The 24,286-nt window shown below is 64.0% G+C and carries 28 protein-coding genes; 14 read left to right on the top strand and 14 right to left on the bottom strand.

What is annotated here, in order from left to right:
• The first annotated feature begins 46 nt into the window (after positions 1 to 46).
• The 6 genes from NKG60_RS28265 to rpsP all read left to right on the top strand — a co-directional run bounded on the left by NKG60_RS28265 (position 47) and on the right by rpsP (position 5,732).
• Positions 47 to 1,141 carry a zinc-binding metallopeptidase family protein gene (locus tag NKG60_RS28265; protein WP_352669020.1) on the top strand — a complete coding sequence of 365 codons (1,095 nt, stop codon included), beginning with the start codon at positions 47 to 49 and terminating at the stop codon, positions 1,139 to 1,141.
• Positions 1,142 to 1,204: 63 nt separating this feature from the next.
• Positions 1,205 to 1,807 carry a DUF1236 domain-containing protein gene (locus tag NKG60_RS28260; protein WP_352669022.1) on the top strand — a complete coding sequence of 201 codons (603 nt, stop codon included), beginning with the start codon at positions 1,205 to 1,207 and terminating at the stop codon, positions 1,805 to 1,807.
• 147 nt (positions 1,808 to 1,954) lie between these two features.
• Positions 1,955 to 2,923, top strand: coding sequence for a CPBP family intramembrane glutamic endopeptidase (locus NKG60_RS28255; RefSeq protein ID WP_352669025.1), 969 nt, complete (start codon positions 1,955 to 1,957; stop codon positions 2,921 to 2,923).
• Between the two features lie 409 nt (positions 2,924 to 3,332).
• Positions 3,333 to 4,946, top strand: coding sequence for a signal recognition particle protein (gene ffh / locus NKG60_RS28250; RefSeq protein WP_352867800.1), 1,614 nt, complete (start codon positions 3,333 to 3,335; stop codon positions 4,944 to 4,946).
• Between the two features lie 7 nt (positions 4,947 to 4,953).
• Positions 4,954 to 5,280: a chorismate mutase gene (locus tag NKG60_RS28245; protein ID WP_352491671.1), complete on the top strand. Its 327-nt coding sequence runs from the start codon at positions 4,954 to 4,956 to the stop codon at positions 5,278 to 5,280.
• Positions 5,281 to 5,330: 50 nt separating this feature from the next.
• Positions 5,331 to 5,732, top strand: a complete 402-nt coding sequence (rpsP, locus tag NKG60_RS28240) for a 30S ribosomal protein S16 (RefSeq protein ID WP_352669029.1) — start codon at positions 5,331 to 5,333, stop codon at positions 5,730 to 5,732.
• Between the two features lie 71 nt (positions 5,733 to 5,803).
• Here rpsP and NKG60_RS28235 read toward each other — a convergent pair whose 3' ends face one another.
• Both NKG60_RS28235 and NKG60_RS28230 read right to left on the bottom strand, forming a co-directional pair.
• Positions 5,804 to 6,067 (bottom strand): YMGG-like glycine zipper-containing protein, encoded by a 264-nt coding sequence (locus NKG60_RS28235; RefSeq protein ID WP_352669031.1) that lies wholly within the window; start codon positions 6,065 to 6,067, stop codon positions 5,804 to 5,806.
• A gap of 141 nt (positions 6,068 to 6,208) precedes the next feature.
• Positions 6,209 to 6,619 (bottom strand): DoxX family protein, encoded by a 411-nt coding sequence (locus NKG60_RS28230; RefSeq protein WP_352669033.1) that lies wholly within the window; start codon positions 6,617 to 6,619, stop codon positions 6,209 to 6,211.
• A gap of 260 nt (positions 6,620 to 6,879) precedes the next feature.
• Between NKG60_RS28230 and NKG60_RS28225 the strand changes: the two genes are divergently transcribed.
• Positions 6,880 to 7,287 carry an ACT domain-containing protein gene (locus tag NKG60_RS28225; RefSeq protein WP_352976142.1) on the top strand — a complete coding sequence of 136 codons (408 nt, stop codon included), beginning with the start codon at positions 6,880 to 6,882 and terminating at the stop codon, positions 7,285 to 7,287.
• A gap of 188 nt (positions 7,288 to 7,475) precedes the next feature.
• Here NKG60_RS28225 and NKG60_RS28220 read toward each other — a convergent pair whose 3' ends face one another.
• Positions 7,476 to 8,510, bottom strand: a complete 1,035-nt coding sequence (locus tag NKG60_RS28220) for an aspartate-semialdehyde dehydrogenase (RefSeq protein ID WP_023680535.1) — start codon at positions 8,508 to 8,510, stop codon at positions 7,476 to 7,478.
• Between the two features lie 106 nt (positions 8,511 to 8,616).
• Complete coding sequence (locus NKG60_RS28215) at positions 8,617 to 8,766, bottom strand: hypothetical protein (protein WP_352669036.1); 150 nt, start codon at positions 8,764 to 8,766, stop codon at positions 8,617 to 8,619.
• Between the two features lie 201 nt (positions 8,767 to 8,967).
• On the opposite strand from NKG60_RS28215, the gene NKG60_RS28210 reads away from it, so the two are divergent.
• Together NKG60_RS28210 and NKG60_RS28205 are read left to right on the top strand one after the other, a co-directional pair.
• Positions 8,968 to 10,800 (top strand): DEAD/DEAH box helicase, encoded by a 1,833-nt coding sequence (locus tag NKG60_RS28210; protein ID WP_352669038.1) that lies wholly within the window; start codon positions 8,968 to 8,970, stop codon positions 10,798 to 10,800.
• 87 nt (positions 10,801 to 10,887) lie between these two features.
• Positions 10,888 to 11,595 carry a DUF805 domain-containing protein gene (locus tag NKG60_RS28205; protein ID WP_352976136.1) on the top strand — a complete coding sequence of 236 codons (708 nt, stop codon included), beginning with the start codon at positions 10,888 to 10,890 and terminating at the stop codon, positions 11,593 to 11,595.
• A gap of 279 nt (positions 11,596 to 11,874) precedes the next feature.
• Here NKG60_RS28205 and NKG60_RS28200 read toward each other — a convergent pair whose 3' ends face one another.
• The 6 genes from NKG60_RS28200 to leuD form a co-directional block, all read right to left on the bottom strand.
• The gene (locus tag NKG60_RS28200; RefSeq protein WP_352669042.1) at positions 11,875 to 12,384 is read right to left on the bottom strand and encodes a GNAT family N-acetyltransferase; all 510 of its coding nucleotides are present in this window, start codon (positions 12,382 to 12,384) and stop codon (positions 11,875 to 11,877) included.
• A 4-nt stretch (positions 12,385 to 12,388) separates the two neighbouring features.
• Positions 12,389 to 13,492: a 3-isopropylmalate dehydrogenase gene (leuB, locus tag NKG60_RS28195; RefSeq protein WP_352669045.1), complete on the bottom strand. Its 1,104-nt coding sequence runs from the start codon at positions 13,490 to 13,492 to the stop codon at positions 12,389 to 12,391.
• A gap of 140 nt (positions 13,493 to 13,632) precedes the next feature.
• Entirely contained in the window at positions 13,633 to 13,983 is a 351-nt protein-coding gene (locus tag NKG60_RS28190; protein ID WP_352669121.1) for a VOC family protein, read from the bottom strand.
• A 51-nt stretch (positions 13,984 to 14,034) separates the two neighbouring features.
• Positions 14,035 to 14,418: a RidA family protein gene (locus tag NKG60_RS28185; protein WP_352669047.1), complete on the bottom strand. Its 384-nt coding sequence runs from the start codon at positions 14,416 to 14,418 to the stop codon at positions 14,035 to 14,037.
• A 124-nt stretch (positions 14,419 to 14,542) separates the two neighbouring features.
• On the bottom strand, positions 14,543 to 15,472 hold the full coding sequence (locus tag NKG60_RS28180) for an Ivy family c-type lysozyme inhibitor (protein WP_352976134.1): 930 nt from the start codon (positions 15,470 to 15,472) through the stop codon (positions 14,543 to 14,545).
• Between the two features lie 60 nt (positions 15,473 to 15,532).
• Positions 15,533 to 16,138: a 3-isopropylmalate dehydratase small subunit gene (gene leuD, locus NKG60_RS28175; protein ID WP_352669051.1), complete on the bottom strand. Its 606-nt coding sequence runs from the start codon at positions 16,136 to 16,138 to the stop codon at positions 15,533 to 15,535.
• Positions 16,139 to 16,306: 168 nt separating this feature from the next.
• Here leuD and NKG60_RS28170 point away from each other — a divergent pair, with 168 nt between their 5' ends.
• From NKG60_RS28170 to NKG60_RS28155, 4 genes are all read left to right on the top strand, one after another.
• Positions 16,307 to 16,732 (top strand): GNAT family N-acetyltransferase, encoded by a 426-nt coding sequence (locus NKG60_RS28170; protein WP_352869449.1) that lies wholly within the window; start codon positions 16,307 to 16,309, stop codon positions 16,730 to 16,732.
• Positions 16,733 to 16,824: 92 nt separating this feature from the next.
• Positions 16,825 to 17,136, top strand: a complete 312-nt coding sequence (locus tag NKG60_RS28165) for an ArsR/SmtB family transcription factor (protein WP_031213186.1) — start codon at positions 16,825 to 16,827, stop codon at positions 17,134 to 17,136.
• Positions 17,136 to 17,582, top strand: coding sequence for an SRPBCC family protein (locus NKG60_RS28160; RefSeq protein ID WP_352669055.1), 447 nt, complete (start codon positions 17,136 to 17,138; stop codon positions 17,580 to 17,582). Before NKG60_RS28165 ends, NKG60_RS28160 begins: the two co-directional genes overlap by 1 nt.
• Positions 17,583 to 17,620: 38 nt before the next feature.
• A complete protein-coding gene (locus NKG60_RS28155; protein WP_352669058.1) occupies positions 17,621 to 18,109 on the top strand; it encodes an SRPBCC family protein in 489 nt (162 codons plus the stop codon).
• Here the strand turns inward: NKG60_RS28155 and NKG60_RS28150 are convergent.
• Genes NKG60_RS28150 through NKG60_RS28135 form a run of 4 tightly spaced genes read right to left on the bottom strand, consistent with a single transcriptional unit; the run spans position 18,106 to position 23,118 of the window.
• Positions 18,106 to 19,272 carry an NAD(P)/FAD-dependent oxidoreductase gene (locus NKG60_RS28150; protein WP_352669060.1) on the bottom strand — a complete coding sequence of 389 codons (1,167 nt, stop codon included), beginning with the start codon at positions 19,270 to 19,272 and terminating at the stop codon, positions 18,106 to 18,108. The two genes, NKG60_RS28155 and NKG60_RS28150, sit on opposite strands and share 4 nt — an antisense overlap.
• 30 nt (positions 19,273 to 19,302) lie before the next feature.
• On the bottom strand, positions 19,303 to 20,889 hold the full coding sequence (locus NKG60_RS28145) for an ATP-binding protein (protein ID WP_352869446.1): 1,587 nt from the start codon (positions 20,887 to 20,889) through the stop codon (positions 19,303 to 19,305).
• A complete protein-coding gene (locus NKG60_RS28140) occupies positions 20,877 to 21,569 on the bottom strand; it encodes a response regulator transcription factor (protein WP_352976132.1) in 693 nt (230 codons plus the stop codon). Before NKG60_RS28140 ends, NKG60_RS28145 begins: the two co-directional genes overlap by 13 nt.
• A gap of 4 nt (positions 21,570 to 21,573) precedes the next feature.
• Complete coding sequence (locus NKG60_RS28135; RefSeq protein WP_352869444.1) at positions 21,574 to 23,118, bottom strand: DUF4153 domain-containing protein; 1,545 nt, start codon at positions 23,116 to 23,118, stop codon at positions 21,574 to 21,576.
• A gap of 278 nt (positions 23,119 to 23,396) precedes the next feature.
• Between NKG60_RS28135 and NKG60_RS28130 the strand changes: the two genes are divergently transcribed.
• Positions 23,397 to 24,278: an HpcH/HpaI aldolase/citrate lyase family protein gene (locus NKG60_RS28130; RefSeq protein ID WP_352869442.1), complete on the top strand. Its 882-nt coding sequence runs from the start codon at positions 23,397 to 23,399 to the stop codon at positions 24,276 to 24,278.
• Positions 24,279 to 24,286: the final 8 nt, after the last annotated feature.

The raw sequence follows: 24,286 nt of genomic DNA, 5'->3' as shown, positions 1-24,286 counted from the left end.
CTCCTGCTCGTATCGTCCTCCGCATTTCGAATGATTTGAGACGCCAATGAAGCTTTTCGACTGCCCGCATTGCGGCCACCGTCTCTATTTCGAGAACGCGCAATGCCTGAACTGCGCCAGCCTCGTGCTCTACGATCCCGAGCATGCGCGCTTCGCGCTGTCCGGCGCAGACGTCTTCCATTGCACCAATGCCGACGAATGCGCCTGCAACTGGATGGCGGAGCCCGGCCACGCCTTCTGCCGCGCCTGTGCGCTGAACCAACTGATCCCGGATCTGTCGGTCGACGGCAACCGCCGCCGCTGGATCCGTGTCGAGGCGGCAAAGAAGCGTGCCGTGTATTCGCTGCTCGCCTTCGGCCTGCCGATCGCACCTAAGCAGGACGTTGGCGACGAGATCGGCCTCGCTTTCGATTTTCTTGCCGATCCGATCGGCGGCGGTCCCGGCGGCGAGCGTATCCTGACCGGCCACGACAACGGCCGGATCACGCTCAACGTCGCCGAGGCGGATTCGGCTGAGCGCGAGCGGCGGCGCGTCGAGATGGGCGAGAACTACCGCACGCTGCTCGGCCATTTCCGCCACGAGCTCGGCCATTACTATTGGGACCGCCTGATACGCGGCGATCCGCAAAAGCTTGCCGGTTTTCGCGCCTTGTTCGGCGACGAGCGCGCCGACTACGAACAGGCGCTCAAGACCTATTATGCCGATGGCGCGCCGCCCGACTGGCAGCAGCGCCATATCTCGGCCTATGCGACGTCGCACCCATGGGAGGACTGGGCCGAGACATGGGCGCATCACATGCACATCACCGACACGCTGGAGATGGTGCATGCCCTGAATTTCCCGCTCGGCCGGCTGGAAACCGTTGAAACCAACGAGCTGCCGCGCACCGATACCGGCGGCAAGCTGCAGCCGGCACCATCGGAACCCGCCGCCAGGCCGGAGCCTTTCGAAAGGATTCTCGACCGCTGGCTGGTGCTGTCGGAGGCGTCCAACTCGATCAACCGCTGCATGGGCCTGCCCGATCTCTATCCCTTCGTCATCTCGGACGTGGCGGCGCAAAAACTTGCTTTTGTTCACCAGCTTTTGACCGACCTGCCGAAAACGACTGGAACAAATCGTGAGCCGGCGGAAGCCTTTTAGCCGGAACGCATGCGGCTTTGCTTCGTTTTCCGTCCCAAGGGACTGTGAAACGGAGAGAAGACCATGAAACGCAAATTGTTTCCGGCGGTGGCCGGAGCGCTCATGGCGATGTCGGGCTCTGCTTTGGCCGACACCGCCGTCTCGGCCATCACTGATCTCAATGTACGCGCCGGCCCCGGCCCGCAATATCCGGTGATCGGCGTGCTCGCGGCCGGCCAGTCGGCGACGCTCGACGGCTGCATCGCCAACAGCAAATGGTGCACCATCGCCGAGGCCAACGGCCAGGGCTGGGTCTATTCCGACTATGTGACGGCCGATTTCGGCGGCAGCCGTGTGGTCCTGACACAGCGTCCGGCCAGCGCCGACATTGCCATCGTGACGCCGCCCGCCGATAGCGTCGAATATTCCGACAGCTATACCGGAGCGATCGTCGCCGGCGAGGCGATCGAGCCTATCCGGAGACCGCCGGCCGAGATCCGTACCTATGTCCGTACGCATCGGCTCGATCCGGTCTATCTCGAGGGCGAGGTGGTGACGGGCGCGACCTTGCCTGACACCGTCGAGCTGCGCGAGATTCCGGACTATGATTACCGCTACGTCTATGTGAACGGCCAGCCGGCACTGGTCGATCCGGGCAGCCGGCGTATCGTGTACGTCGTGCGCTGACGATACAAACAGGGCGGTCGCCCTGTAATGGCGGCCGCTCGCACTCCCGACATTGCCACAGACCGGTGTTGCCGCTGCAATACCGGTTTCCACATTGGGACCGATGTTCTAGACCTTGCGAGCCGAAGCACCCGCCAGCGAGCCCGCGTGACGATCGACCCAACCGCCTTCCAACAGTACCGGCACACCGCCAACAACAAGACCACTTTGCCGCGGCTTCTGCTTGGAACGGCGGTCGTCATCTTGTTCTGGCTCGGAACCACTGCCGCCGTGCTGTTCGGCGGCACCTATGCCTTTGCCGTTTGGCAGGCATCATCTGGCACCGCCCCGCCAGGTGGAGGAGCGGTGCAGGATTTCATGGCCTCTCCGGCGGGCATCCTCGCGGCGTTGGCTTCATTTGCCGGAATCTGGCTCGGTCTTTGGGCTGCCATGCGCTGGATCCATCGCGAGAAGCTGACCGCCCTGATTGGCGTCAGCCGGCGCATTTCGTGGTCGGGGTTCCTGAAAGGGCTGGCCGCGGTGCTGATCACCTCGCTGCTTTCCGAGATCCTGCTTTATGGTTTGCAGCCCGACATCGCGCGCGGCGCGATCGGCTTGTCTTCGTGGCTTTTGTTCCTGATCCCGATCGCCGCCCTGACCTTTCTTCAGACCTCGTCGGAGGAGATGCTGTTTCGCGGTTATCTACTCAGGGGCTTGGCCAGCCGGTTCCAGAACCCTTTCATCTGGGCGCTGCTGCCGGGATTGCTGTTCACCTCCCTGCACTGGAGCCCAGGTTCGAGCGCTGCGATCAATGCCTGCGTGCTGGCCTCGATCGCCGCCTTTGCGCTGTTGCTGACGCTTCTGGTCTATGCAACCGGCAATCTCGGTGCCGGCTTCGGGGCCCATCTCGGCAACAATCTGACCGGCTTCCTGCTGATTTCGCACCAGCAAAGCTATAATTCCTTCGCCCTGTTCAACGCCAAGCCGCTGGAAGCCGCCGGCTGGACGACTTTAGATGCCGCCCTCATCGCTGCGATAGGGATCGTCAGCAGCCTGTTGACCGTTCTGCTGCTTTTGCATCCGCGTTCACCACTGAAGGTCGAGCCGGATATGGCGCGCGGCGGCGGCGTGCGCTGATGCGTCTTGCCTGGTCGTCCTGGGCATATTTGGCGCAAAGCTGACCAAAGCTTGACTCTGCGGCCGATTTCCTGTCTACACGCCGCGAATTCCGCGACGAGTATTCCTCCGAGCAAACCGACCGGGACGCCGAAACCTCTTTGAGGTGAAGTGCTGTAAATCGATCCCGGAGGCCAACACCCGGCAGCGCTGTGCGCCCCCGGGTGCTTTTTGGCTTTGGGCTTTGCCCGGACCGGCTTTTGCTTGGACAGTCGGCGCGAACGCATTACCTCTCGGGCATCATCCGGGTGCCAGGGAAAAGGAAAAAGAATGTTTGAATCGCTACAGGAACGCACAAGAGGCGTGGAGGGCCATCGGCCCGACAGGGATCAAAATGAATCCAAGGCGCTGTCGCGCGGCGGGTTGACCAATGTTTGAGTCCCTACAAGAGCGCCTTGGCTCCATCCTGAACGGCCTCACCGGCCGCGGCGCCTTGTCGGAGGCTGATGTCTCGGCGGCGCTGCGCGAGGTCCGCCGTGCGTTGCTCGAGGCCGACGTGGCGCTGGAAGTGGTGCGTTCGTTCACCGACAAGGTGCGCGAGAAGGCCGTCGGCGCCGCCGTGGTCAAGTCGATCAAGCCCGGCCAGATGGTCGTCAAGATCGTCCATGACGAGCTGGTCGAGATGCTCGGCGCCGAGGGCGTCGCCATCGACCTCAATGCACCGGCGCCGGTCGTCATCATGATGGTCGGCCTGCAAGGTTCCGGCAAGACGACGACCTCGGCCAAGATCGCCAGGCGCCTCACCGATCGTCAAAACAAGAAGGTTTTGATGGCCTCGCTCGACACGCGGCGTCCCGCCGCGCAAGAGCAGCTCCGCCAGCTCGGCGAGCAGGTCAAGGTCGCGACATTGCCGATCGTCGCCGGCCAGACGCCGGTCGATATCGCCCGCCGCGCCGTGCAGGCGGCCAAGCTTGGCGGCCATGACGTCGTCATCCTCGACACCGCCGGCCGCACTCATATCGACGAGCCCTTGATGGTCGAGATGGCCGACATCAAGAAGATGTCGTCGCCGCACGAGATCCTGCTGGTCGCCGATTCGCTGACCGGCCAGGACGCCGTCAATCTGGCAAAAAGCTTCGACGAGCGCGTCGGCATCACCGGCCTCGTGCTGACCCGCATGGACGGCGACGGCCGCGGTGGTGCGGCGCTCTCGATGCGCGCCGTCACCGGCAAGCCGATCAAGCTGATCGGCACCGGCGAAAAAATGGACGCGCTGGAGGAATTCCACCCCAAGCGCATCGCCGACCGCATCCTCGGCATGGGCGACATCGTCAGCCTCGTCGAAAAAGCAGCCGAGAACATCGACGCCGAACAGGCGGCGGCGATGGCCAGGAAGATGCAATCGGGCAAGTTCGACCTGAACGACCTCGCCGGCCAGCTTCAGCAAATGTCGAAAATGGGCGGCATGGGCGGCATCATGGGCATGATGCCCGGTATGGGCAAGATGAAGGACCAGATGGCCGCCGCCGGTCTCGACGACAAGATGTTCGGCCGCCAGCTCGCCATCATCTCGTCGATGACCAAGGCCGAGCGCGCCAACCCCGATATTCTGAAGCACTCGCGCAAGAAGCGCATCGCCGCCGGCTCGGGCACCGACGCTGCCGAAATCAACAAACTGTTGAAGATGCATCGCGGCATGGCCGACATGATGAAGGCGATGGGCGGCAAGGGCAAAGGCGGCGGCCTGATGCGCGGCATGATGGGCGGGCTCGCTTCCAAGATGGGGCTCGGCGGCATGATGCCTGGCGGCCCAGGCGGTCCCGGAGGCGGCATGATGGGCGGCGGCATGCCGGATCTCTCCAAGATGGACCCCAAGCAGCTCGAAGCCTTGCAGAAGCAGGCGCAGGCGGCCGGGCTCGGCGGCATGAAGGGCCTGCCCGGTGGTCTTCCCGGTGGCGGTGGCCTGCCTGGGCTGCCCGGCGGCATGAAACTTCCCGGCCTGCCGGGCGGTGGCGGGCTGCCTGGCCTCGGCAAGAAGAAGTGAGGGCGCCATGAACGAAGAGAAGGACATGGCGGATGCGCGTGCGGCGCTGGCCAATTATCGCGCCTCGATCGACAATATCGACGCTGCGCTGATCCACATGCTGGCCGAGCGCTTCCGCTGCACCAAGGCAGTCGGCGTGCTGAAGGCGGAACATGGCCTGCCGCCTGCCGACCCGGCGCGCGAGCAGCAGCAGATCGCCCGTCTTCGCCAACTGGCCAAGGACGCCCATCTCGACCCGGATTTCGCGGAGAAATTCCTGAACTTCGTCGTCCGCGAAGTGATCCGCCATCACGAGCAGATCGCCGCATCCAACGGCGTGACAAAAACCGGCTGAGGACCAGCCACCAACCGATCAACCAAGTTAGACCTTTTAGGAGAAAAGAAATGCCACTGAAGATCCGATTGGCCCGTGCGGGCTCGAAGAAGCGTCCCTATTACCATGTCGTCGTCGCCGACGCGCGTTCGCCGCGCGACGGCCGTTTCATCGAGTCGCTCGGCTCGTGGAATCCGCTGCTGCCCAAGGACGGCGAACGCGTCAAGGTCGACGCCGCGCGCGTCAAGCATTGGCTGGCGCATGGCGCTCAGCCGACCGACCGCGTGCTGCGCTTCCTCGATGAAGCCGGCATCGCCAAGCGCGACGCCCGCTCCAACCCGAAGAAGGCCGAGCCCGGCAAGAAGGCGCAGGAGCGCGCAGCCTTGCTGAAGAAGGCGCAGGAAGATGCCGCTGCGGCCGTTGCCGCCGCTGCAGCCGCGCCGGCCGAGGCGGAAGCCGCCAGCGCCGAATAAAGCATCTCCACAACACGAAACGGCGGGCCTTGCCCGCCGTTTTGCTGTTCATCCGCATGATTGCGGCCCGATCAATAGCCCTCTGGGCAGCTCGCAACGTACACACGACCATTACGATCGCGATAACGGCACTGGCCGCTTTCGCTGGCACGGCCGATCAGCGCACCGGCCAAAGCGCCGGCCGCACCGCCGATCACCGCGCCCTTGGTTGGGTTGCCGGCCACCGCAGCGCCGATCGCCGCACCGCCCAGGCCACCAACTGCCGCGCCTTGCTCAGTACGGGAGCAGGCACCGAGCGGCACCAGCAAGGCCATCAAGATCATCAGCTTTTTCATTGTCCTCTCCAACAGGGTGCCGTCCTCGCCGCTGCACCCCCTAACTCACAACCGGGCGATTTGATCCAAAGAAGAAGATCGGCTGCGGATCGCGCCCGCTCTGGCGGCGTGGCCACCATCGAACGGCTTTCGAAATCGCCGCTATTGGCTGAACGGGAATAACGCGCGCACCCTTGGATCGCGCAGATACAGGCCACCCCAGAGGATGGCGCCGAGATAGACGCCGAACAGTATGTGCGAGAACAAAGGGCTGCCGATACGCACATGCGTGGCGACGGCGCCGCCGAGATAGGCGGTGAGCAGGATGGCGCCGAGCACCGAGGTGCGCGGCAGCGCGTAAAGCACGGTCGAGACCAATCCAATGACGCCGAGCATGCGCGAGACATTGGCATCGGCTGGCCAGCCGAGCTGCATCATGGTCTGGGTGACGATTTCGAGCGGCGGCAGCTTGATGACGCCGTCGAAGATCATGAACAGCACGATGACGGCGCTGAGCACGCGGCCGGCCCACAGGGCACGCGGTGAGACGGGTGCTGCCTGAGACATGGTCATTGATGTTCCCTCCGGTCGTTGTGAGCACTGGGTCCTTCGCCAGCTCGAACCAAGGACGCGGCCCATAACGGCGATCCGACATGCCTCCAGTTCTTTTTCACTCCGGGGGACGGCGACCTCGGAAATGCAAGTTCCGCCGGCAACGAACCTGGCCAAGTCCACCTTGCGGCGTGAGGTGGAGAGCGTTATTGGAAATCCGCAAGGGAATCTTCCGAGCGCTCGACGGCAGCCGCCGCCTGATCGTACAACGAAAGCAACCGATGGCCGGAGAGACCGACCTGAAACAGTTGCTGGCGGCGATGACGCCGGAATTGCTTGCCGGCGTTCATGTCTTCACCACGTTGCCACCCGATGCGCCCGTTCCCGACAGGCTCCACCCGGTGATGCTATTTCGCGAGCGCGAGGGCATGACGCTGATCGTGCTTGAAGAGCAGGCTAAGGCCGCTGGCCTGAAAACCGTGTTCCGCTGCCGGATGCTGACGCTGAACGTCCATTCGTCGCTGGAAGCGGTCGGCTTCCTCGCCGCCATCACCGCGCGACTGGCCGCGGCCGGCATCGGCGTCAATCCGGTCTCGGCCTTCTACCACGATCACCTGTTCGTGCACGCCGACCGGGCGGAGGAGGCGCTGGGGTTGCTGCTGGACCTGGTGGAGGAGAACCGGCTGTGACGCCGGCGCCTTGCTGCCTATTTGAGACGCCGGCGCTGCCCCTCATCCGCCTGCCGGCACCTTCTCCCCGCGAACGGGGAGAAGGGCGCGAACGGCCGAAAGCCGAGCCCGCGACCGCGGGCCGCCGGTTATCCGGCGCCCCGCGGAGGGCCAGCCGCGAAGCGGCGATGCGGCCCGTGAGCGAAAAGTTATGCCGCCTTCTTCTTCGGCTGGATCAGCCCGCGCTCGACCAGCAGCTCGGCGATCTGAACCGCATTGAGTGCCGCGCCCTTGCGCAGATTGTCGGAGACGATCCACATCGACAGGCCGTTGTCGATGGTCGAGTCCTCGCGGATGCGCGAGATGAAGGTGGCGTCCTCGCCGGCCGATTCCAGCGGCGTGATGTAGCCGCCGTCCTCGCGCTTGTCGATGACCTGGCAGCCCGGCGCCTCGCGCAGGATCTCACGCGCCTCATCGGCGGTGATCGGCTTTTCGAACTCGATGTTGACCGCTTCCGAATGGCCGATGAACACCGGCACGCGCACGCAGGTCGCCGTCAGCTTGATCTTGGGGTCGAGCATTTTCTTGGTCTCGGCCACCATCTTCCACTCTTCCTTGGTGAAGCCGTCGTCGAGGAAGACGTCGATATGCGGGATGACGTTGAAGGCGATACGCTTGGTGAACTTCTTGACGTCGACCTGGTCGGCGACGAACACCGCGCGCGTCTGCGTGAACAATTCGTCCATGCCTTCCTTGCCGGCGCCGGAGACGGACTGGTAGGTGGCGACGACGACGCGCTTGATGGTGGCCGCGTCATGCAGCGGCTTCAGCGCCACGACCAGCTGCGCCGTCGAGCAGTTCGGGTTGGCAATGATGTTCTTGCGCGTGAACAGCGAGATCGCATCCGGGTTCACTTCCGGAACGATCAGCGGCACATCCTGGTCGTAACGGAAGGCCGACGAATTATCGATGACGACGCAGCCCTGCTTGCCGATCTTCGGCGACCATTCCTTGGAGACGTTGCCGCCGGCCGACATGATGCAGATGTCGGTGTCGGAAAAATCATATTGGTCGAGCGCCCTGACCTTCAGCGTGCGGTCGCCGAACGACACTTCCGTGCCCTGGCTGCGCCGCGAGGCCAGCGCCACCACCTCGCTCACCGGAAAGCCGCGCTCTTCCAGTATGTTGAGCATTTCCCGGCCCACATTGCCCGTGGCGCCGACGATCGCAACCTTGAAACTCATCGAAATCTCCTGTCCCTCTCCGCTCGTTTTCTGGAGAAAACCCGCCGGCCGATGCGGGTTTCAACCCCCGGGCCGGACCCGGGAGAGGGTGGTTAGGCCAAGGGAATCAGACCGTTTTGGTGGTCGTTTTGCCGGTTTTTTTGAGCAACAACGTGATTTTGCTGGAACGAGGAGACGCAGCGACGCGCCCGGCCCAATGGTTCGCATTGGGGCCGGAGATGTCGAATGCAAGGAGCGCCATCAGAAGGCCGCGCATCGAAAACTATCCCGTTCGGTGCCGGCTTTTACGCGGTTTGCGTCCAGAGTCAATCGCAACCAGGCCGACCCGCCCGCCCTGTACAATGGCGGCGGAACGAAGTACGAACGAGCATCGTCTGGCTCGTGGCGCCCGTCCGTGGCGCTTGCCGACATTTGACCCGTCGCCGGGTATTCAGAATCCGAATTTCGAAAGAGCAAGATGTCCAATTTCGAAGCTATTGTTCCCGCGCTGGCAAAGGCGCTGGAAAAACGCGGCTATGTCGAGCTGACGCCGGTGCAGAAGGCGGTTCTCGAGCTTGGCCAGGCCGATGCGCTGGTTTCGGCCCAGACCGGCTCCGGCAAGACCGTCGCCTTCGGTCTGGCCTTGGCGCCGACCCTTCTCGATGGCGCGGAGCGCTTTTCCCATGCCGCGGCACCTTTGGCGCTGGCCGTGGCGCCGACGCGGGAGCTGGCCCTGCAGGTAACGCGCGAGCTGGAATGGCTCTACGAACTGACCGGCGCCACGGTGGCGTCCTGCGTCGGCGGCATGGACATGCGCACCGAACGGCGCGCGCTGGAGCGTGGCGCCCATATCGTCGTCGGCACGCCCGGCCGCCTGCGCGACCACATCACCCGCAATTCGCTCGACATGTCGGCGCTCAAGGCAGTGGTGCTCGACGAGGCCGACGAGATGCTCGATCTCGGCTTTCGCGAGGATCTGGAATTCATCCTCGACGCGGCACCCGCCGATCGCCGCACGCTGATGTTTTCCGCCACTGTGCCGCGCTCCATCGCCACGCTGGCCAAGGGCTACCAGCACGATGCTGTGCGCATCTCGGCCTCCGGCGAGGAAAAGCAGCATCTCGACATCGAATACCGGGCGCTGAGCGTCGCTCAGGCGGACCGCGAAAACGCCATCATCAACGTGCTGCGCTTTTACGAAGCCAAGAACGCGCTGGTGTTCTGCAACACGCGCGCCGCCGTCAACCATTTGACGGCGCGCTTCAACAACCGCAACTTTTCCGTCGTGGCGCTGTCCGGCGAGCTTAGCCAGAACGAGCGCAGCCACGCGCTGCAGGCGATGCGTGACGGCCGCGCCAAGGTCTGCATCGCCACCGACGTCGCGGCGCGCGGCATCGACCTGCCCAACCTCGAGCTGGTCATCCACGCTGACCTGCCGACCAACCCGGAGACGCTCCTGCACCGAAGCGGACGAACGGGACGGGCGGGACGCAAGGGCGTCAGCGCGCTGATCGTGCCCAATAATGCCCGCAAGCGAACCGAGCGGCTACTGCAAAGTGCCGGCCTTGCGGCGACCTGGGCAAGCCCGCCCTCGGCCGACGACGTGATACGGCGCGACGACGAGCGCATTCTCGCTGATCCAGTCTTCAGCGAGCCTGTGAAGGATGAGGAGCGCGGCTTCGTTGAGGCGCTTCTCGATCAGCACGGACCCGAACAGGTCGCCGCCGCCTTCGTGCGGATGTGCCGCTCCAGCCGCTCGGCGCCGGAGGACCTTCTCGACGTGGCGCCGTTCACGCCGTCGGGCGAAAAATTTGCGCGCCGGGACGAGGCACCGAGCCGCCGCGACGATTTCGGCGACAGCGTCTGGTTCTCGCTGTCGGTCGGACGCCGGCAGAATGCCGAGCCGCGCTGGCTGATCCCGATGCTGTGCCGGACAGCCGGCATTTCCAAGCGCGAGATCGGCGCCATCAAGATGCAGCCGGAGGAAACCTTCGTGCAGATCGCGGCGGACTGGGCCGAGCGCTTCCTCGCTGCGATCGGTCCCGACCACAAGCTGCAGGGCAACATTGCGGTCAAGCGGCTGGACGGCACACCGGATCTGTCGCGGGCCGGCTATCAGGAACCACGGCCCGACAAGAAGCCGCACCGCGGCAAGCGCACCTTCGATCAGAACGCGCCCAAATTCGAGAAGCGCGCACCGGCCGACCAGCGCCCGGCATTCGAGGCAAAGCCCTGGGCCGGGAAACCGGCCAAGGCGAAGTTCGAAGGCGGACCGGCGAAACACAAGAAATCGAAGAAACGGCCGGGGTAGATAGCCGGCACTCTCCATGTCCGCACGCCCCCCTTGCGGTCTGCCGGAACTTTGCACAGTCTGGGTCGGGGCAATCGGGGGCAAGGCATGCGCGGCGAAGTTCTTCATTACGACGAAGACCAGGGTTTCGGTTTCATCACCGGAGCGGACGGCAACCGCTACATTTTGGCGCGCGAAGATTTGCGCCGCGAAGCATCGGTTGCCGGAGGCACGACCGTCGAATTCCAGCCGGCTGGCGGACGGGCGCGCAATGTTTTTTCGATCCGCGCCCAACCTGCCAGTGCGCCCGCCGACGCCTCCCCTGCAGCCGCCGCGCCATCTCAGGCCGGCAATACGCAAGCGGCAGGTCAGCCGCAACATTTCGGCCGTTCCGCTGAAACCGGTCCGGCCGAATCCGCCGGCCTGTGGAACTATTTCTGGCTGGGTCTGACCGAGAATTACTTCAACTTCGCCGGCCGTGCCCGCCGCAAGGAATATTGGGGCTATTGCCTGTTCTGGACGATCGCGCTGCTCGTGGTCATAGGCATCGGTGTCTTTATCGACGACGCCATGGGCAATACCGCTGAACTGCCGGCGGTGACGGTCGGCCTCTCCGGCCTCTTCCTGCTGGCGACAGCCCTGCCGTGGTTCGGGCTCAACGTGCGTCGCCTGCACGATATCGGCCTGACCGGCTGGCTCTTCCTGCTTTTCCTGATCCCGACCTTCGGCACCGTGATCATCCTGATCTTTGCGTTGATCCCGACCCAGCCGCGCGAAAACCAGTGTGGTCCGGTGCCGGCGGGTGTCGGGACTTAGTACCTCCGCGATTGGGTCGCCAGCCGCCACGCCTTCGTCATCCTAGGGCGGAGCGACGCGAAGCGGAGCGCAGACCCTGGGATCCATGCCGCGACATAAGCCGAGGAACGCAGCGGTTCAGAATGGCGCTCATATCCACCACGAAGAAGCACTCGGTCTGGTCGGCCGAGCACTTGCCGCCGGGTAACGGCATGGATCCTGGGGTCTGCGCCGCGTCGCTTCGCTCTTTGCTTCGCCCTAGGATGACGAAGAGGGAGATGTTTCGGCCAATCTCCAAATTTAGGGCTTCCAAGATCGTGTCGAGGAACCAGCCGCGACCGCCTTCAGCGCCTCGCTCGAAAGCCTGAGGAAGACTTTCTGGCCATGCCGCTCGGCGCCGAGTCCGTCGTAGAAGCGCAGCGCACGCTCGTTCCAGTCCTCGGTGGTCAGGTCGATGCGGCCGATGCCAGCGCGCAGGCAATGGCCGGCGAGGAATGCCATCAGCGCTCGACCGACACCGCCATTGCGGGCATCATCGCGTACGAATAGGTCCTTGAGGAACAGCAGCCGTTCGAGATCGATGCCGGGATGCGCAATCGCAACTGAGGCCAGCCCGCAAACTTCACCATCGACCAAGGCGAGCGCAAAATGCGGATAGGCCGGGCTTTCGTCGCCAAGCCATTTCTGCGCCGCCGACAAAGCCTGGCTGGCGTCGAGTGGCGGCTGCCGGTAATGCACCGCCATTTCGCAAAGCATGGCGGCGAGTGCCGCGGCATCCCCGGTCGCCGCCCAGCGGACGTCGACCGCCACAGGATCAGCCCAGGAACTTGGCGATGATCGCGTCGCCCATCTCGGTGGTGCCGACCTCGGTCATCCCCGGCGAATGAATATCCCTGGTGCGCAAGCCCTGGTCGAGCACCGCGGCGATCGCGCCTTCCAGCCGGTCGGCCTCTTCGACCATGCCGAAGGAATAGCGCATGCACATGGCGAAGGAGGCGATCATGGCGATCGGATTGGCGATGCCCTTGCCGGCAATGTCGGGCGCCGAGCCGTGCACCGGCTCGTAGAGCGCCTTGCGCTTTTTTGTCTTCGCATCCGGCGCGCCGAGCGAGGCCGACGGTAGCATGCCGATCGAGCCGGTCAGCATGGCGGCGATGTCGGACAGCATGTCGCCGAACAGATTGTCGGTGACGATGACGTCGAACTGCTTCGGCCAGCGCACCAGCTGCATGCCGCCGGCATCGGCCAACATGTGATCGAGCTTGACGTCGGCATACCTGGCCTTGTGCGTCTGGGTGACGACCTCATTCCACAGCACGCCTGATTTCATCACATTGCGCTTTTCCATCGAGGTGACATGGTTCTTGCGCGTGCGCGCCAATTCGAAGGCAACGCCCGAAATGCGCTCGATCTCGAACGTATCGTAGACTTGGGTGTCGATGCCGCGCTTCTGGCCGTTGCCGAGGTCGATGATCTGCTTCGGCTCGCCGAAATAGACGCCGCCGGTGAGCTCGCGCACGATCAGGATATCGAGCCCCTCGACCACCTCCTGCTTGAGCGAGGAGGACGCCGCCAGCGCCGGGTAGCAAATGGCGGGTCGAAGATTGGCGAACAGTTCCATGTCCTTGCGCAGCCGCAGCAGACCCGCCTCCGGGCGCACCTCGTAAGGCACCGCATCCCATTTCGGCCCGCCGACGGCGCCGAACAGCACCGCGTCCGCGGCCATCGCCTTGGCCATGTCGGCATCGGAGATCGCCGCGCCGTGCGCGTCATAGGCGCAGCCGCCGACCAGCCCGTCGTCGGTGACGAAATCGCTGCCGAACCTGTCGTTCATGGCGGCGATCAATTTCTTCACCTCGGCCATCGCCTCGGGGCCGATGCCGTCGCCGGCAAGCAGGAGAAGATTTTTCGAAGCCATGAGAACCGTCCCGATTGTTTTAGCGCATGAACGCGGCCTTGCTAAACGCCAAGCGGCCGGCGCGCAAGCCTGCGGTTCAGAGCATCGGACCCAAAAGCGGAAACCGGTTTTGGGAAAATCCGGTGCTCAAGACAAATCGCCTACAGATGCGAGAGGATATTGACCAGCCTGCCGAACGGGTCGCGTACGAAGAAGCGCCGCACACCCCAGGGTTCGTCCGCCGGCCCGTATTCGATGACGAAGCCGGTGGCCTTCATCGCTTCCAGCGCCGCATCGACATCGTCGACCTCGATCGACAGGTCAGGCACCGGCGTGCCGGAGCCACCTTGGGCCATGAAGCTGACCTGTACGGTCATTGTTTCTTGCGAGCCGTAGGTCGTAATCCAGCCTTGATCCATCAGCACGTCAAGACCGAGCACATCCTGATAGAAGGGTTTTGCCGCCGCGATATCCTGCGTGTCTATGTTTGCAACGATGCGTCTGACCTTCACCATGGGCCGATCCTCGTTCTAACCGTGTCGTTGTCGCAACCGTGACAGGCATCAGGCTGTGCGCCGCAGCGCCGTCACCTCGATCTCGATCTTCATTTCCGGCTTGTTGAGCTGGCACACGATCATCGTTGCCGCCGGCCGGATCTCGCCAAACGCCTCGCCGAGGATCGGGAACACCACATCCACGAAAGCCGCATCGGTGATATAGTAATGTGCCCGCACCACGTCAGCCATTTCGAAGCCGCCATCTCGCAACGCCTTGGCGATCGTCGCCAGGCAATTGCGCGTTTGTGCCTCGACGGTCTCCGGCATCGACATGGTCGCATAATCGTAGCCGGTCGTTCCGGACACGAAACACCAGTCGCCCTGCACCACGGCGCGCGAATAGCCGGCGGTCTTCTCGAAGGGCGAACCGGTGGAGATCAGTTTTCGCATGGTGTCCTCCTTTTTTCAGCGTGGGCCGTTTGGTGAAAGCGGCGATGACGGCCGATCTCCCCCCAAGTGGGGGAGATGTCCGGCAGGACAGAGGGGGGCGCGAAGGATCGCGGCAGAACGATTTCTAATTCGGCGACCCCAGCGCCTTGTCCAGCGCTTCCTTGACGTCGGCCGGCCATGTACTCACCGCTGGCCACGCGTCCGGCTCGGGCTTGTCGCCGCGCCTGGCGAAATAGAGCTTATGGTTGACCGGGTCGACGGCCATGAAGCCGTCATTGCCGCCGCAATCATGCGGCACGCAGCCGCTGGCAAAGAAGGCGCCCGAGGCGGTTTTCTCGGTGCCGCCGCCGACCAGAAGGCTGGTCGCCATGTCGGGCATGTCCTTGCCGAGCAGCGTCTCGGCTAGTTTGTAGACCGCTTCATTGTGGAAGGCGTCGATGATGTTGTCGTATTTCGACGGATCGACGTCTTTCCAGTCGGTGCCCGGCTCCGGCATGTAGGTCAGATTACCGGACATCGTCAGTCCGTCCGTCGGCGACCATTGCAGCGCCGGCTTGGAATCACCCGGCAGCAGATAGGGCACGAAATAGATGGCGCTGTCGGAGATCGCGGCCGGCGGCGCGCCGCATTCGTCCTGCTCGACCGTGACCGTCTGGATCGTGCCGCCTTCCGGCTTCCACACGATCACCTTGGCCGGACCGCACTGGTTGCCGCCGTCGCCGACATCGACCAGCGCCACCTTGGCGCCGCCGACCTCGACGATCTTGTCGAAGAAGACGTCGTAATTGCGCGCCAGTTCCCTGCCGTCGAAGGCGAGCACGCGTTCCCCGTACTCTTCCTCCTGGGTGATGGTCAGCTGGCCGCCCTCGAACGGGATCGGCGCCTGCTTGTCATCGTCGGCTAGGGCCGCATTGCTCAACGCGGCCTGGTCGGCGGCCGTGCCGGGCGCATCGTCAGCCGGCACGAGCACCGTGTCGGTCTGTGCATGCGCGCCAGCCATCGTCATCAGAATCCACGCCAGCGCGCAGGCGCCGGCAAGAAGCGAACGTGTCATGACTGTCCCTCCGTTCAGCCTCCACGAACCCGGCCTGTCGCGGCCGGGTCATCGTACCGCTCAGGCCCAGGGCCGCAGCTCGGCGTTCTTCTTCTCGAACGAAGCGATGGCGCCGGCCTTCTCCATGGTCAGGCCGATATCGTCGAGGCCGTTCAAGAGGCAGTGGCGCTTGAACTCGTCGAGATCGAACTTGACCACGCCGCCGTCCGGCCCGCGGATTTCCTTGGCCTCGAGATCGACCGACAGCGTCGCGTTGGAACCGCGCGAGGCGTCGTCCATCAGCTTCTCCAGATCTTCCGGGCTGACGGTGATCGGCAAGATGCCGTTCTTGAAGCAGTTGTTGTAGAAAATGTCGGCGAACGAGGTCGAGATGACGCAGCGGATGCCGAAATCGAGCAGCGCCCACGGCGCGTGTTCCCGGCTCGAACCGCAGCCGAAATTGTCGCCGGCGACCAGGACCTGCGCCTTGCGGTAGGCTGGCTTGTTGAGCACGAAGTCCGGGTTTTCCGAACCGTCGTCCTTGTAGCGCATTTCGGCGAACAAGCCGGTGCCGAGCCCGGTGCGCTTGATCGTCTTGAGATAATCCTTGGGGATGATCATGTCGGTGTCGACATTGACGATCGGCATCGGCGCGGCGACACCGGTGAGCTTGGTGAATTTTTCCATGGTTCTTGCCCGTCTTCTTCTCATTGCGGGGAATTGCTGGCGCCCGGTTTACACAATGCCGCGGGCAAATAAAAGACGGCTGTTTTTGGACTTCCGTCGTCGATCGAAAACACAAGATCGGTACAAAACAGCTTCAAAATCACCGGCCCATGGTGCACTTTTATCGACATGACAACGCGATCCAAGGTCCTCTACGCCAGCGAACCGGGCCTCGGCACCGCCGAGTTCCGCCGCGTGCTGGTGGAATCCGGCCTCGGCGAGACACGGCCCGTCGATGATCATGCCCGTTTGAAGGCGATGCTCACGAGTGCCGACCTGGTGCTCACCGCGCGCATCGATGCACCGGGCAAGCCGCTGGTTGGTGTCGCTCGCGGCATCACCGACTTTTCCTGGGTCTGCTATATCTCCGAGCTCGCGGTTTCTGCATCGGCGCAAGGGCTGGGTATCGGCAAGGGCCTGATGGATGAGGCACGCCGGCAACTCGGACCTTCCGTTGCCATCAGCCTGATCTCCATGCCCGACGCCGTCGGCTTCTATGAGCGTATCGGCATGGAGCGCATGCCCAACGCATTCTGGTTCGGCCGCAAGCGCTGAAATCCACTCCCAGCGACCTCAACCCGCGCATTCTTGGCTAGGGTTCTGCCTCTTGACATGCAACCAAATGGTTGCATATTAGAGCCATGAGCATGGATGCCGTCTTTCGCGCCTTGGCCGACCCGACACGCCGGCGATTGCTGGACAGCCTTCATGCCAGGAACGGACAGACGCTGAACGCGCTGTGCGGTGAGATGGACATGACGCGCCAGGCGGTGACCAAGCATCTGGCGATCCTGGAAGAAGCAAACCTCGTCACCACCATCCGCAAGGGACGCGAGAAGCAACATTATCTGAATCCCGTTCCCATCAACGAGATCGCCGAACGCTGGATCGGCAAATTCGAGCGGGGGCGACTGGGCGCCCTCAGCGATTTGAAGAAACGTCTCGAAAGGGAAGACTGATGAGCAACATTTTCGTTTATGTCACCTACATCCGCACTTCGCCCGAAAAACTCTGGCAAGCACTGACCGAGCCGGAGTTCCAGCGGCAATATTTCCTCGGCGCCCAGATGCTGAGCGACTGGAAACAAGGTTCGGCGTGGAAGATGGTTTACACCGACGGCCGCATCACCGACAGCGGCGAGGTGCTCGAGATCGATCCACCCAGGCGCATCGTGCTCAAATGGCGCAACGAGTTCATGCCCGAGGTCAAGGCGGACGGCTACACACGCTGCACCTTCGCCATCGAGCAGGAGGGCGAGATGATGAAACTCGCCGTCACACACGAAGCCGATGGGCCGCACAAGCTGCTCGGCCATGTGGCGAACGGCTGGCCGCTCATCCTGTCCAGTCTGAAGAGCCTGCTCGAAACCGGCAAAGGGCTGTCGCGCCCGGCGTCGAAGGCTTGAAGTCATTTCGGCGGCGAAACGTTTCCGGAGGACAGGTGATGCACGGTTCCGCGGTGCACAGCATGACAAATGGCGAGACCGTGATGGCGAGCGCCGATGTTTGCGCGCCGCCCGAGCGGATCTTTGACGCGCTCGTTACACGCGAGGTCGAGCGCTGGTGGGGCTCCGCCAAGACCTACCGGATGACCGGATGGGCGGCCGACCTCAGCGTCGGCGGCCGCTGGAGCGTCACCGTCGAGACGGCGGCCGGCAGCCACCTGCCCGCCAGCGGTGAATTCCTGGAGATCGAGGAGCCGCGCCGGATCGTGCAGACGCGCAGATACGACTGGGATCATCCGACGCTTGGCCGCCGCGAAACCAAAGTCGCCTGGTTGCTGGAGCCAATCGCCGGCGGCACGCGCGTCACGCCGCAACCGAGCATGCGGAAGGGTGGGGCAGGGTGCTGGGCTGGCTTCAGGCGTATCTTGGTGCGGGCGGCTTGGTGGCGGCTTAATCCACCAAGCAACAGACCTTCGCGCCAGCTTTAAATCACATTCAACTCCCTGAACGCCCGCCCCTCAGCGACACGGCTATACCCGAACGCCGAGCAATCCACCGTGCGATAGCCGCCATGCACCAGAAACTCGGCCAGCGCCTTGCCGACCGCCGGCGCCTGCTGCAGGCCGTGACCGGAAAAACCGTTGGCGAAGAGGAAATTACCGACCTCGGGGTGCGGGCCGATCACCGCGTTCTGGTCGAGTGTGTTGTAGTCGTAATGGCCGACCCAGGCGCGCGTCGGCTTGATCGCCTCGAAGGCTGGAATGCGGGTCGCCAATACCGGCCAGATCACCTCTTCGAACAGCGGCCAGTCGGGGTCGAAGTCGGCGGGATCGGCTGGTCCTTCGCCATCTTCCGGCTCGGCGCCGCCGGTGATGTAGACCGAGCCTTCCGGCCGGACATAGATGCCGCTCGGGTCGACCAGCAGCGGCATGTCGTCATATTTTTCGCGCGCCTCGAAGACGAAGACGTTGCGCTTGCGCGGCTCCACCGGCAGCGCCAGCCCGGCCATTGCCGCCACCTTGCCGGCATTCGGCCCGGCGGCGTTGACGACGGTGCCGGCCCCGAGCCGTTCGCCATTGTCGAGGATCACGCCGGTGACGCGCTCGCCCTGCCGCTCGATACCGGTCACCGACGCCGTGATAAAGTCGATGTTCTTCGTTCGCAGTGCCTTGCGGAACAGCATCAGCATCGCATGCGCGTCGAACCAGCCTTCGCCGCTGCGGCCATAGGCGCCAGCGGAGATGCCCTCGACCGACAGCCACGGAAAGCGGCGGACGAGCGCCTCGGCATCCTCGAGCACGATGTCGGCGCCCTCGGCCATCTGCGCCTCGTGATTGGCCCGCAGGATCGACAGGCTGTTCTCGCCGGCAAGGATGAGATAGCCGCCTTCGCGAAAGCCGATATCGGCGTCCGCGCCAAACTCGTCCTTCAACCGCCGGAATAGTTTCAGCGTGAACTGCGACAGCCGGATGTTTTCCGGGATCGAGAACTGCTGGCGAATGGAGGCGCAGGACAGCGTGGTCGCCGCATGGGAAAATTGCGGGTCGCGCTCGACAAGCGCGATCGAGCCCGAAAATCCTTCCTCGCGCAGATAATAGGCGACCGAGGAGCCGACGATGGCTCCGCCGATGATGACGATGTCGTAATGCACCTTTTCGCCCTTCCGATCTGAACCGCCGAGTCACGCCGCCGGCAGGATGATCTCGAAGCGCGTGCCGCTCGCCGAGTCAACCAGCCGGATCGTGCCATCATGCGGTTTCAGGAGGGCCAGCACGATGCCGAGGCCGATGCCGGTGCCACCGGAATCGCGGCGCGTGGTGAAGAACGGCTCGAAGATGCGGCCTCGGTTGCTGGGCGAAATGCCGGCGCCGTCATCGTCCACCACAATGGTGGCCTTGCCGTCCGCGCTTGCTGCCGTGACCGAAACCAGCGTCGCGCCGTGCCGCGCCGAATTGTCGATGAGGTTGGCGAGCACGATCGCAGCGTTTTCGGCCGAGATGCGCAGGCCGATCTCGGTGCCCGCCTCGAGGCGCACCGCCAGCCTGTCGTCGGCCGGCAGCAGCGCCAGTGCCGCACCGAGCGACGTGTTTTCGCCGCTCGGCTCGAGATTTTCGGCGCGCGCCAGGTCGAGCAGGCGGCGCACCAGAAGGTTGAGCCGGCCGGCATCGGTGACAATATTGTCCGAAAACCGCTGCCGCTCGGCCTCATCCATCGCGCCGCCCGAATCGCGCAGCAGTTCGGCGGCCCCCTGGATCGCCGTCAGCGGCGATTTGAGCTCGTGCGAGACGTGGGTGGCAAAGGTCTGGATGCCGTCGGAGCGAGCGTGCAGCTTTTCGGCCATGTCGAGGAAAGCAGCGGAGAGCGCAGCCATTTCGCGCGTGCCGTGGTGATCGAGCGGCCTGATCGCCTCGCGGTCGCCGGCGGCGATGCGTTTCGTGCGTTCCATCAGCGCATAAATCGGCCGGCTGACGGTGCGCAGGAAGACCAGCCCGATCAGCAGCGTGCCGCCGATGATGGCGATTGCGGCCAGCGCCACCTTGCCGCGCTCGCCATAGAGATGCTTGACGATGTTGTTCGGCGTCCGCGACAGATAGACGACGCCGGCGATCTTGCCTTCGACGGCAACCGGCATGGCGACGAAGACGCGAACCTTGGTGCCGCGGCTGACCGAATAGAGCGGCGGCGACGGTTGGTCGGGAACCCGCAGCCTGAGCGCGCTGGCGTAGCGGCCGGCAAGCGCTGCGCGAACTTCTTCGACAGCCGCGAGCGACAGGCCGGCCTCTTCACGGCCGGCGATGACCACGCCTCTGGGATCGAGCAGCCGGAAGCCGGCAAGCGTGGTCTTCTGCGTCTCGGCAAGAATGCCCGACAGCCGCGCGCCGATCGCCACGAAGGCAGGATCGACGCTGGCCGCGGTGGCCGCGGGCCGGGTCGGCAGGATCCTGTCCGACGCGAGATCGAGGCGCGGTTCGATCGGCAGGTAGCGAGAAGCCCGATCGCCGGTATCGGGTGGAGGCATGGGTGTGCCGAGCTTTTCCGGGGCAAGGCCGGCCTCACGGACCTCTTGCGCATAGATCGCGGCAAGGGCGGCACCTTGTGCGATCAGCTCGGCCTCGGTCTGGCGGATCAGCTGGTTCTCGTAGAGCCGGAAGAAGAACAGCCCGGCCAGCGGCAACGCCATCACCATGATCAGGATGGCAATGACGACCGTGGCGAGCCGAGGCCGCCATTTGCTGTCAACCCATTTTTGGGCGCTCAACTCCCGCATTTACCCAGCCGGAAGCCGACGCCGTGCACGGTCTCGATTGCATCAAGGCAGCCGACTGCCGCCAGCTTGGCGCGGATGTTGCGGATATGGCTATCGACGGTGCGGTCTGCGACATGGATGTTGGCGGCATAGGCGTTGGCCATCACCATGTCGCGGCCGAGCACATGCGCCGGCCGCGACAGAAATCTTTTCAGGATCGCGAATTCGATCGAGGTCAGCGCCAGTCGCTTGCCGTCGAAGCTGGCTGTATGGCTTGCCGGAACCAGCAACAGTCTGCCATGCGAGAATTGCCGGTCGTCAGCTGGTTCCGGCGCGAGCCGGGCGCGGCGCAGGATGACGTTGACGCGGGCGACCAGCTCGCGCGGGCTGAACGGCTTGGTGACATAATCGTCGCCGCCCATCTCCAGCCCCAGGACGCGGTCGATCTCTTCATCCCGCGCGGACAGGAACAGCACCGGCACATCGGATGTGTGGCGCAGCCGCCGGCACACTTCCAGCCCATCCATTTCCGGCATGCCGATGTCGAGCACGACGAGATCGGGCGCACGGCGTTCGATCGCCTGCAAGGCAGCCGCGCCGTCCGGCACCGCCAGCGTTTTCATGCCGGCCTTTTCCAGTGCGAAGCAGATGATTTCGCGAATGTGCGGATCGTCGTCGGCGACCAGTATGTGGTGCGGCATCAAATCAGCGGCCCGGCATGAAGGGTTCGGACATCGGAGGAACCACAAACGGGCCACGCCTGTCGAGGACGCGGTTGAGCCGCCAGTCACGAAAGCTCCAGCCGCGCCAGTTTTCCTGGCTGGCGCGGAAGCGTGCTTCGTCCTGTGCATACCAGCGGGCGAGTTCGCCGATGGAGGCATCCTCCGTAGAAACCGTCCTGCTCTGGTGCTGGACGAAGCGATCGAGCGCCGGCAAGGCGCCGGGCCCGAGCGAGCGCAGGTACCAAACGTCGAGCTGGGTGCCTTGACCGGTCATTTCGAAGGAATGGTCGACATTGTAGTTGGCGATCAGCGCGGCAAAGTTGATGAACGAGCAGGCATAGAGCGTCGCCGATAGCGTCAGAAGATTGGCGGAAAGCAGCCATTCGTTGGACTTTTCGCGCGCGGTGCGGGCGATGATCAGGACAAGGCCCGCCGCCACCAGCCCCATCCAGACGAAGGCGGCGACACGCCAATAGGTCAGCGCATAAATGCCGACATAGAGATCAAGCCGCAGGATCGACGAGATCACCAGGAGGATGTTCTGCGCCACCCAGACATAAACCAGCCGGCGGATGAGCGGATCGCCGGAGGTCGCACTTCCCGGCCTCAGCGCTGCCAGCACGAAGCCGGCGGCCAATAGGGCCGTGACGATCAGCGGGTAGGCGCCGCGATGCGCGTAGGCGGCATAGGTCAGCCCGTCGGGAAGCGCGATACCGCCCCACAGATAGGTGGCGTCGAGTGCGCTCTGCACCGCGAACAGGACGTTGAAGACGACGAGCGCGCGGAGGATAGCGGCCTTGCCGAAGACGATGTCTTCGATGGTGGTCCTGGTGGCCGGCGTCGCCGGTACGCTGGCTGGCGACACTTTGCGGCGGCGGAAAAAGCGCGGCAGCCGCGGCCGCAGAAAGGCCCAGATGCCGGCAAGCACGAACAGCCAGAAGGCGAGACGTGGCAGCTGGATGAGGTTAAGCAAAGCGAAGAGATCAATCAGCGAGAACCAGTATTCGATGACCGGATTGGCGGCGCCGAACAGCGCGAGGAACACCGCGCCGAGGCTCAGCGGCATGACCCAGACGGCGATCGTCGCAAGCCGCACGCGCCGCCGGCCAAGCCGCCGCGTCGCCTTGCGCCAGCGGAGGAAATCCAGGACGAGCCGAAATGGCGTTGCAAGCAGGAACAGCGAGAGTTGGCGGGCGACGCGGGCTAGGCCGCGCCGCAACCGTCCGGCCAGTGACAGCGCGAAGATGGCCGTCGCCGCCAGCGCGATAGAGACGGACAGTGCGCTGACATTTTCCACAAGCGGCAGCAGCGCCATAAGCAGCGCAACCGGCTTGAACCAGAACCTGCCATCGTTGAAGACGCTGAGAGGATGGAGAGCCATGCTCGCCGCTGCAATCGCAACGCCGAACAGGAAAAGCGTGATGCCGGCCGGCTGGCCATAGAAGAAAAAATCGGCCAGCGCGACGAGCAGGACGGCAACGCCGAAGCGGCTGCAATAGCTCGGCGCCGCCGAGAGGAATACTGTCATGATCGGGCTTTCTCGGCGGCTTTGATGCGGCCGGTGGGCAGGGATTTGCGGACGAAAGGGAGGAGGGCTGCCAAAGTCTGGGGCGGATCGACGAGCCACCAGCTTTCGCGGCGAAGCCGGTACGGCAGGGACCAACGGGAGTTCGTTTGCTCTTGCATGCCGCCCTTGTCGCATTCTGTCGGGTGGCAAGCGGGGCGGAGACGAGGAGATTTTCCGAAATTGCGTGCAGTTTTTATGCACGGCTTGCCTCGGCCAGCTGCAGGCGGCATAGATCGGAGATGACCACCGAAAGCTATCGCCCGCGCCGCTCGGTGCTTTACGTCCCGGCCTCGAACGACAAGGCGCTGGCAAAAATCCCGTCGCTGGCCTGCGATGCCGTCGTCATCGATCTCGAGGACGCCGTCGCCCCGGTCGACAGGCCTTCCGCGCGTGAAAAGCTGGCGGCGATTTTCGCCGGCCTTTCCAACCGGCGCTGCGAGATGGTCGTGCGCATCAACGCGCTGTCGAGCGAGTGGGGCGGCGCCGACCTGCTGGCCGCGGCAAAATGCACGCCCGACGCCATCTTGCTGCCCAAGGTCGATACGCCGCGCGACATCCTCGAGGCCGGCGACGTGCTCGACGACAATTTTATCCCGGACGAGGTCAAGCTGTGGGCGATGATCGAGACGCCCAAAGCGCTGCTCAACATCGGGCCGATCGCTGAGCTCGGCCGCGACCCGGCCTCTAGACTGGTTTGTTTCGTTGCCGGAACGAATGATCTGGTCAAGGACACAGGCATTCTCGCCACGCCCGACCGGCGCTATCTCGTGCCATGGCTGATGCAGATGGTGCTCGCCGCGCGCGCCGGCGGCCTTGACCTGCTCGATGGCGTCTTCAATGATTTTAGCGATATGGACGGCTTTGCGCGCGAGTGCACGGAAGCGGCCGCCATGGGTTTTGACGGCAAGTCGCTGATCCATCCGGCCCAGATCGAGGCCGCGAACCGCGCCTTTGCACCGTCGCCCGAAGCAATAGCCGAGGCGCGCGCCGTCAAGGATGCCTTCGCGCGCGCTGAAAATACCGGCAAGGCGGTGATCGCGCTGAACGGCAAGATGGTCGAGCGGCTGCATCTGGCGCAGGCCGAAAAACTGCTGGCGAAGGCCGCCGTTGTTCGCGCATGACTAATGGT

This window comes from Mesorhizobium sp. M1428 (assembly GCF_040317515.1).
Classification (GTDB): Bacteria; Pseudomonadota; Alphaproteobacteria; order Rhizobiales; family Rhizobiaceae; genus Mesorhizobium.
The sequence above is the reverse complement of the archived record's forward strand: the minus strand, read 5'-3'. Positions and strand labels throughout refer to the sequence as shown.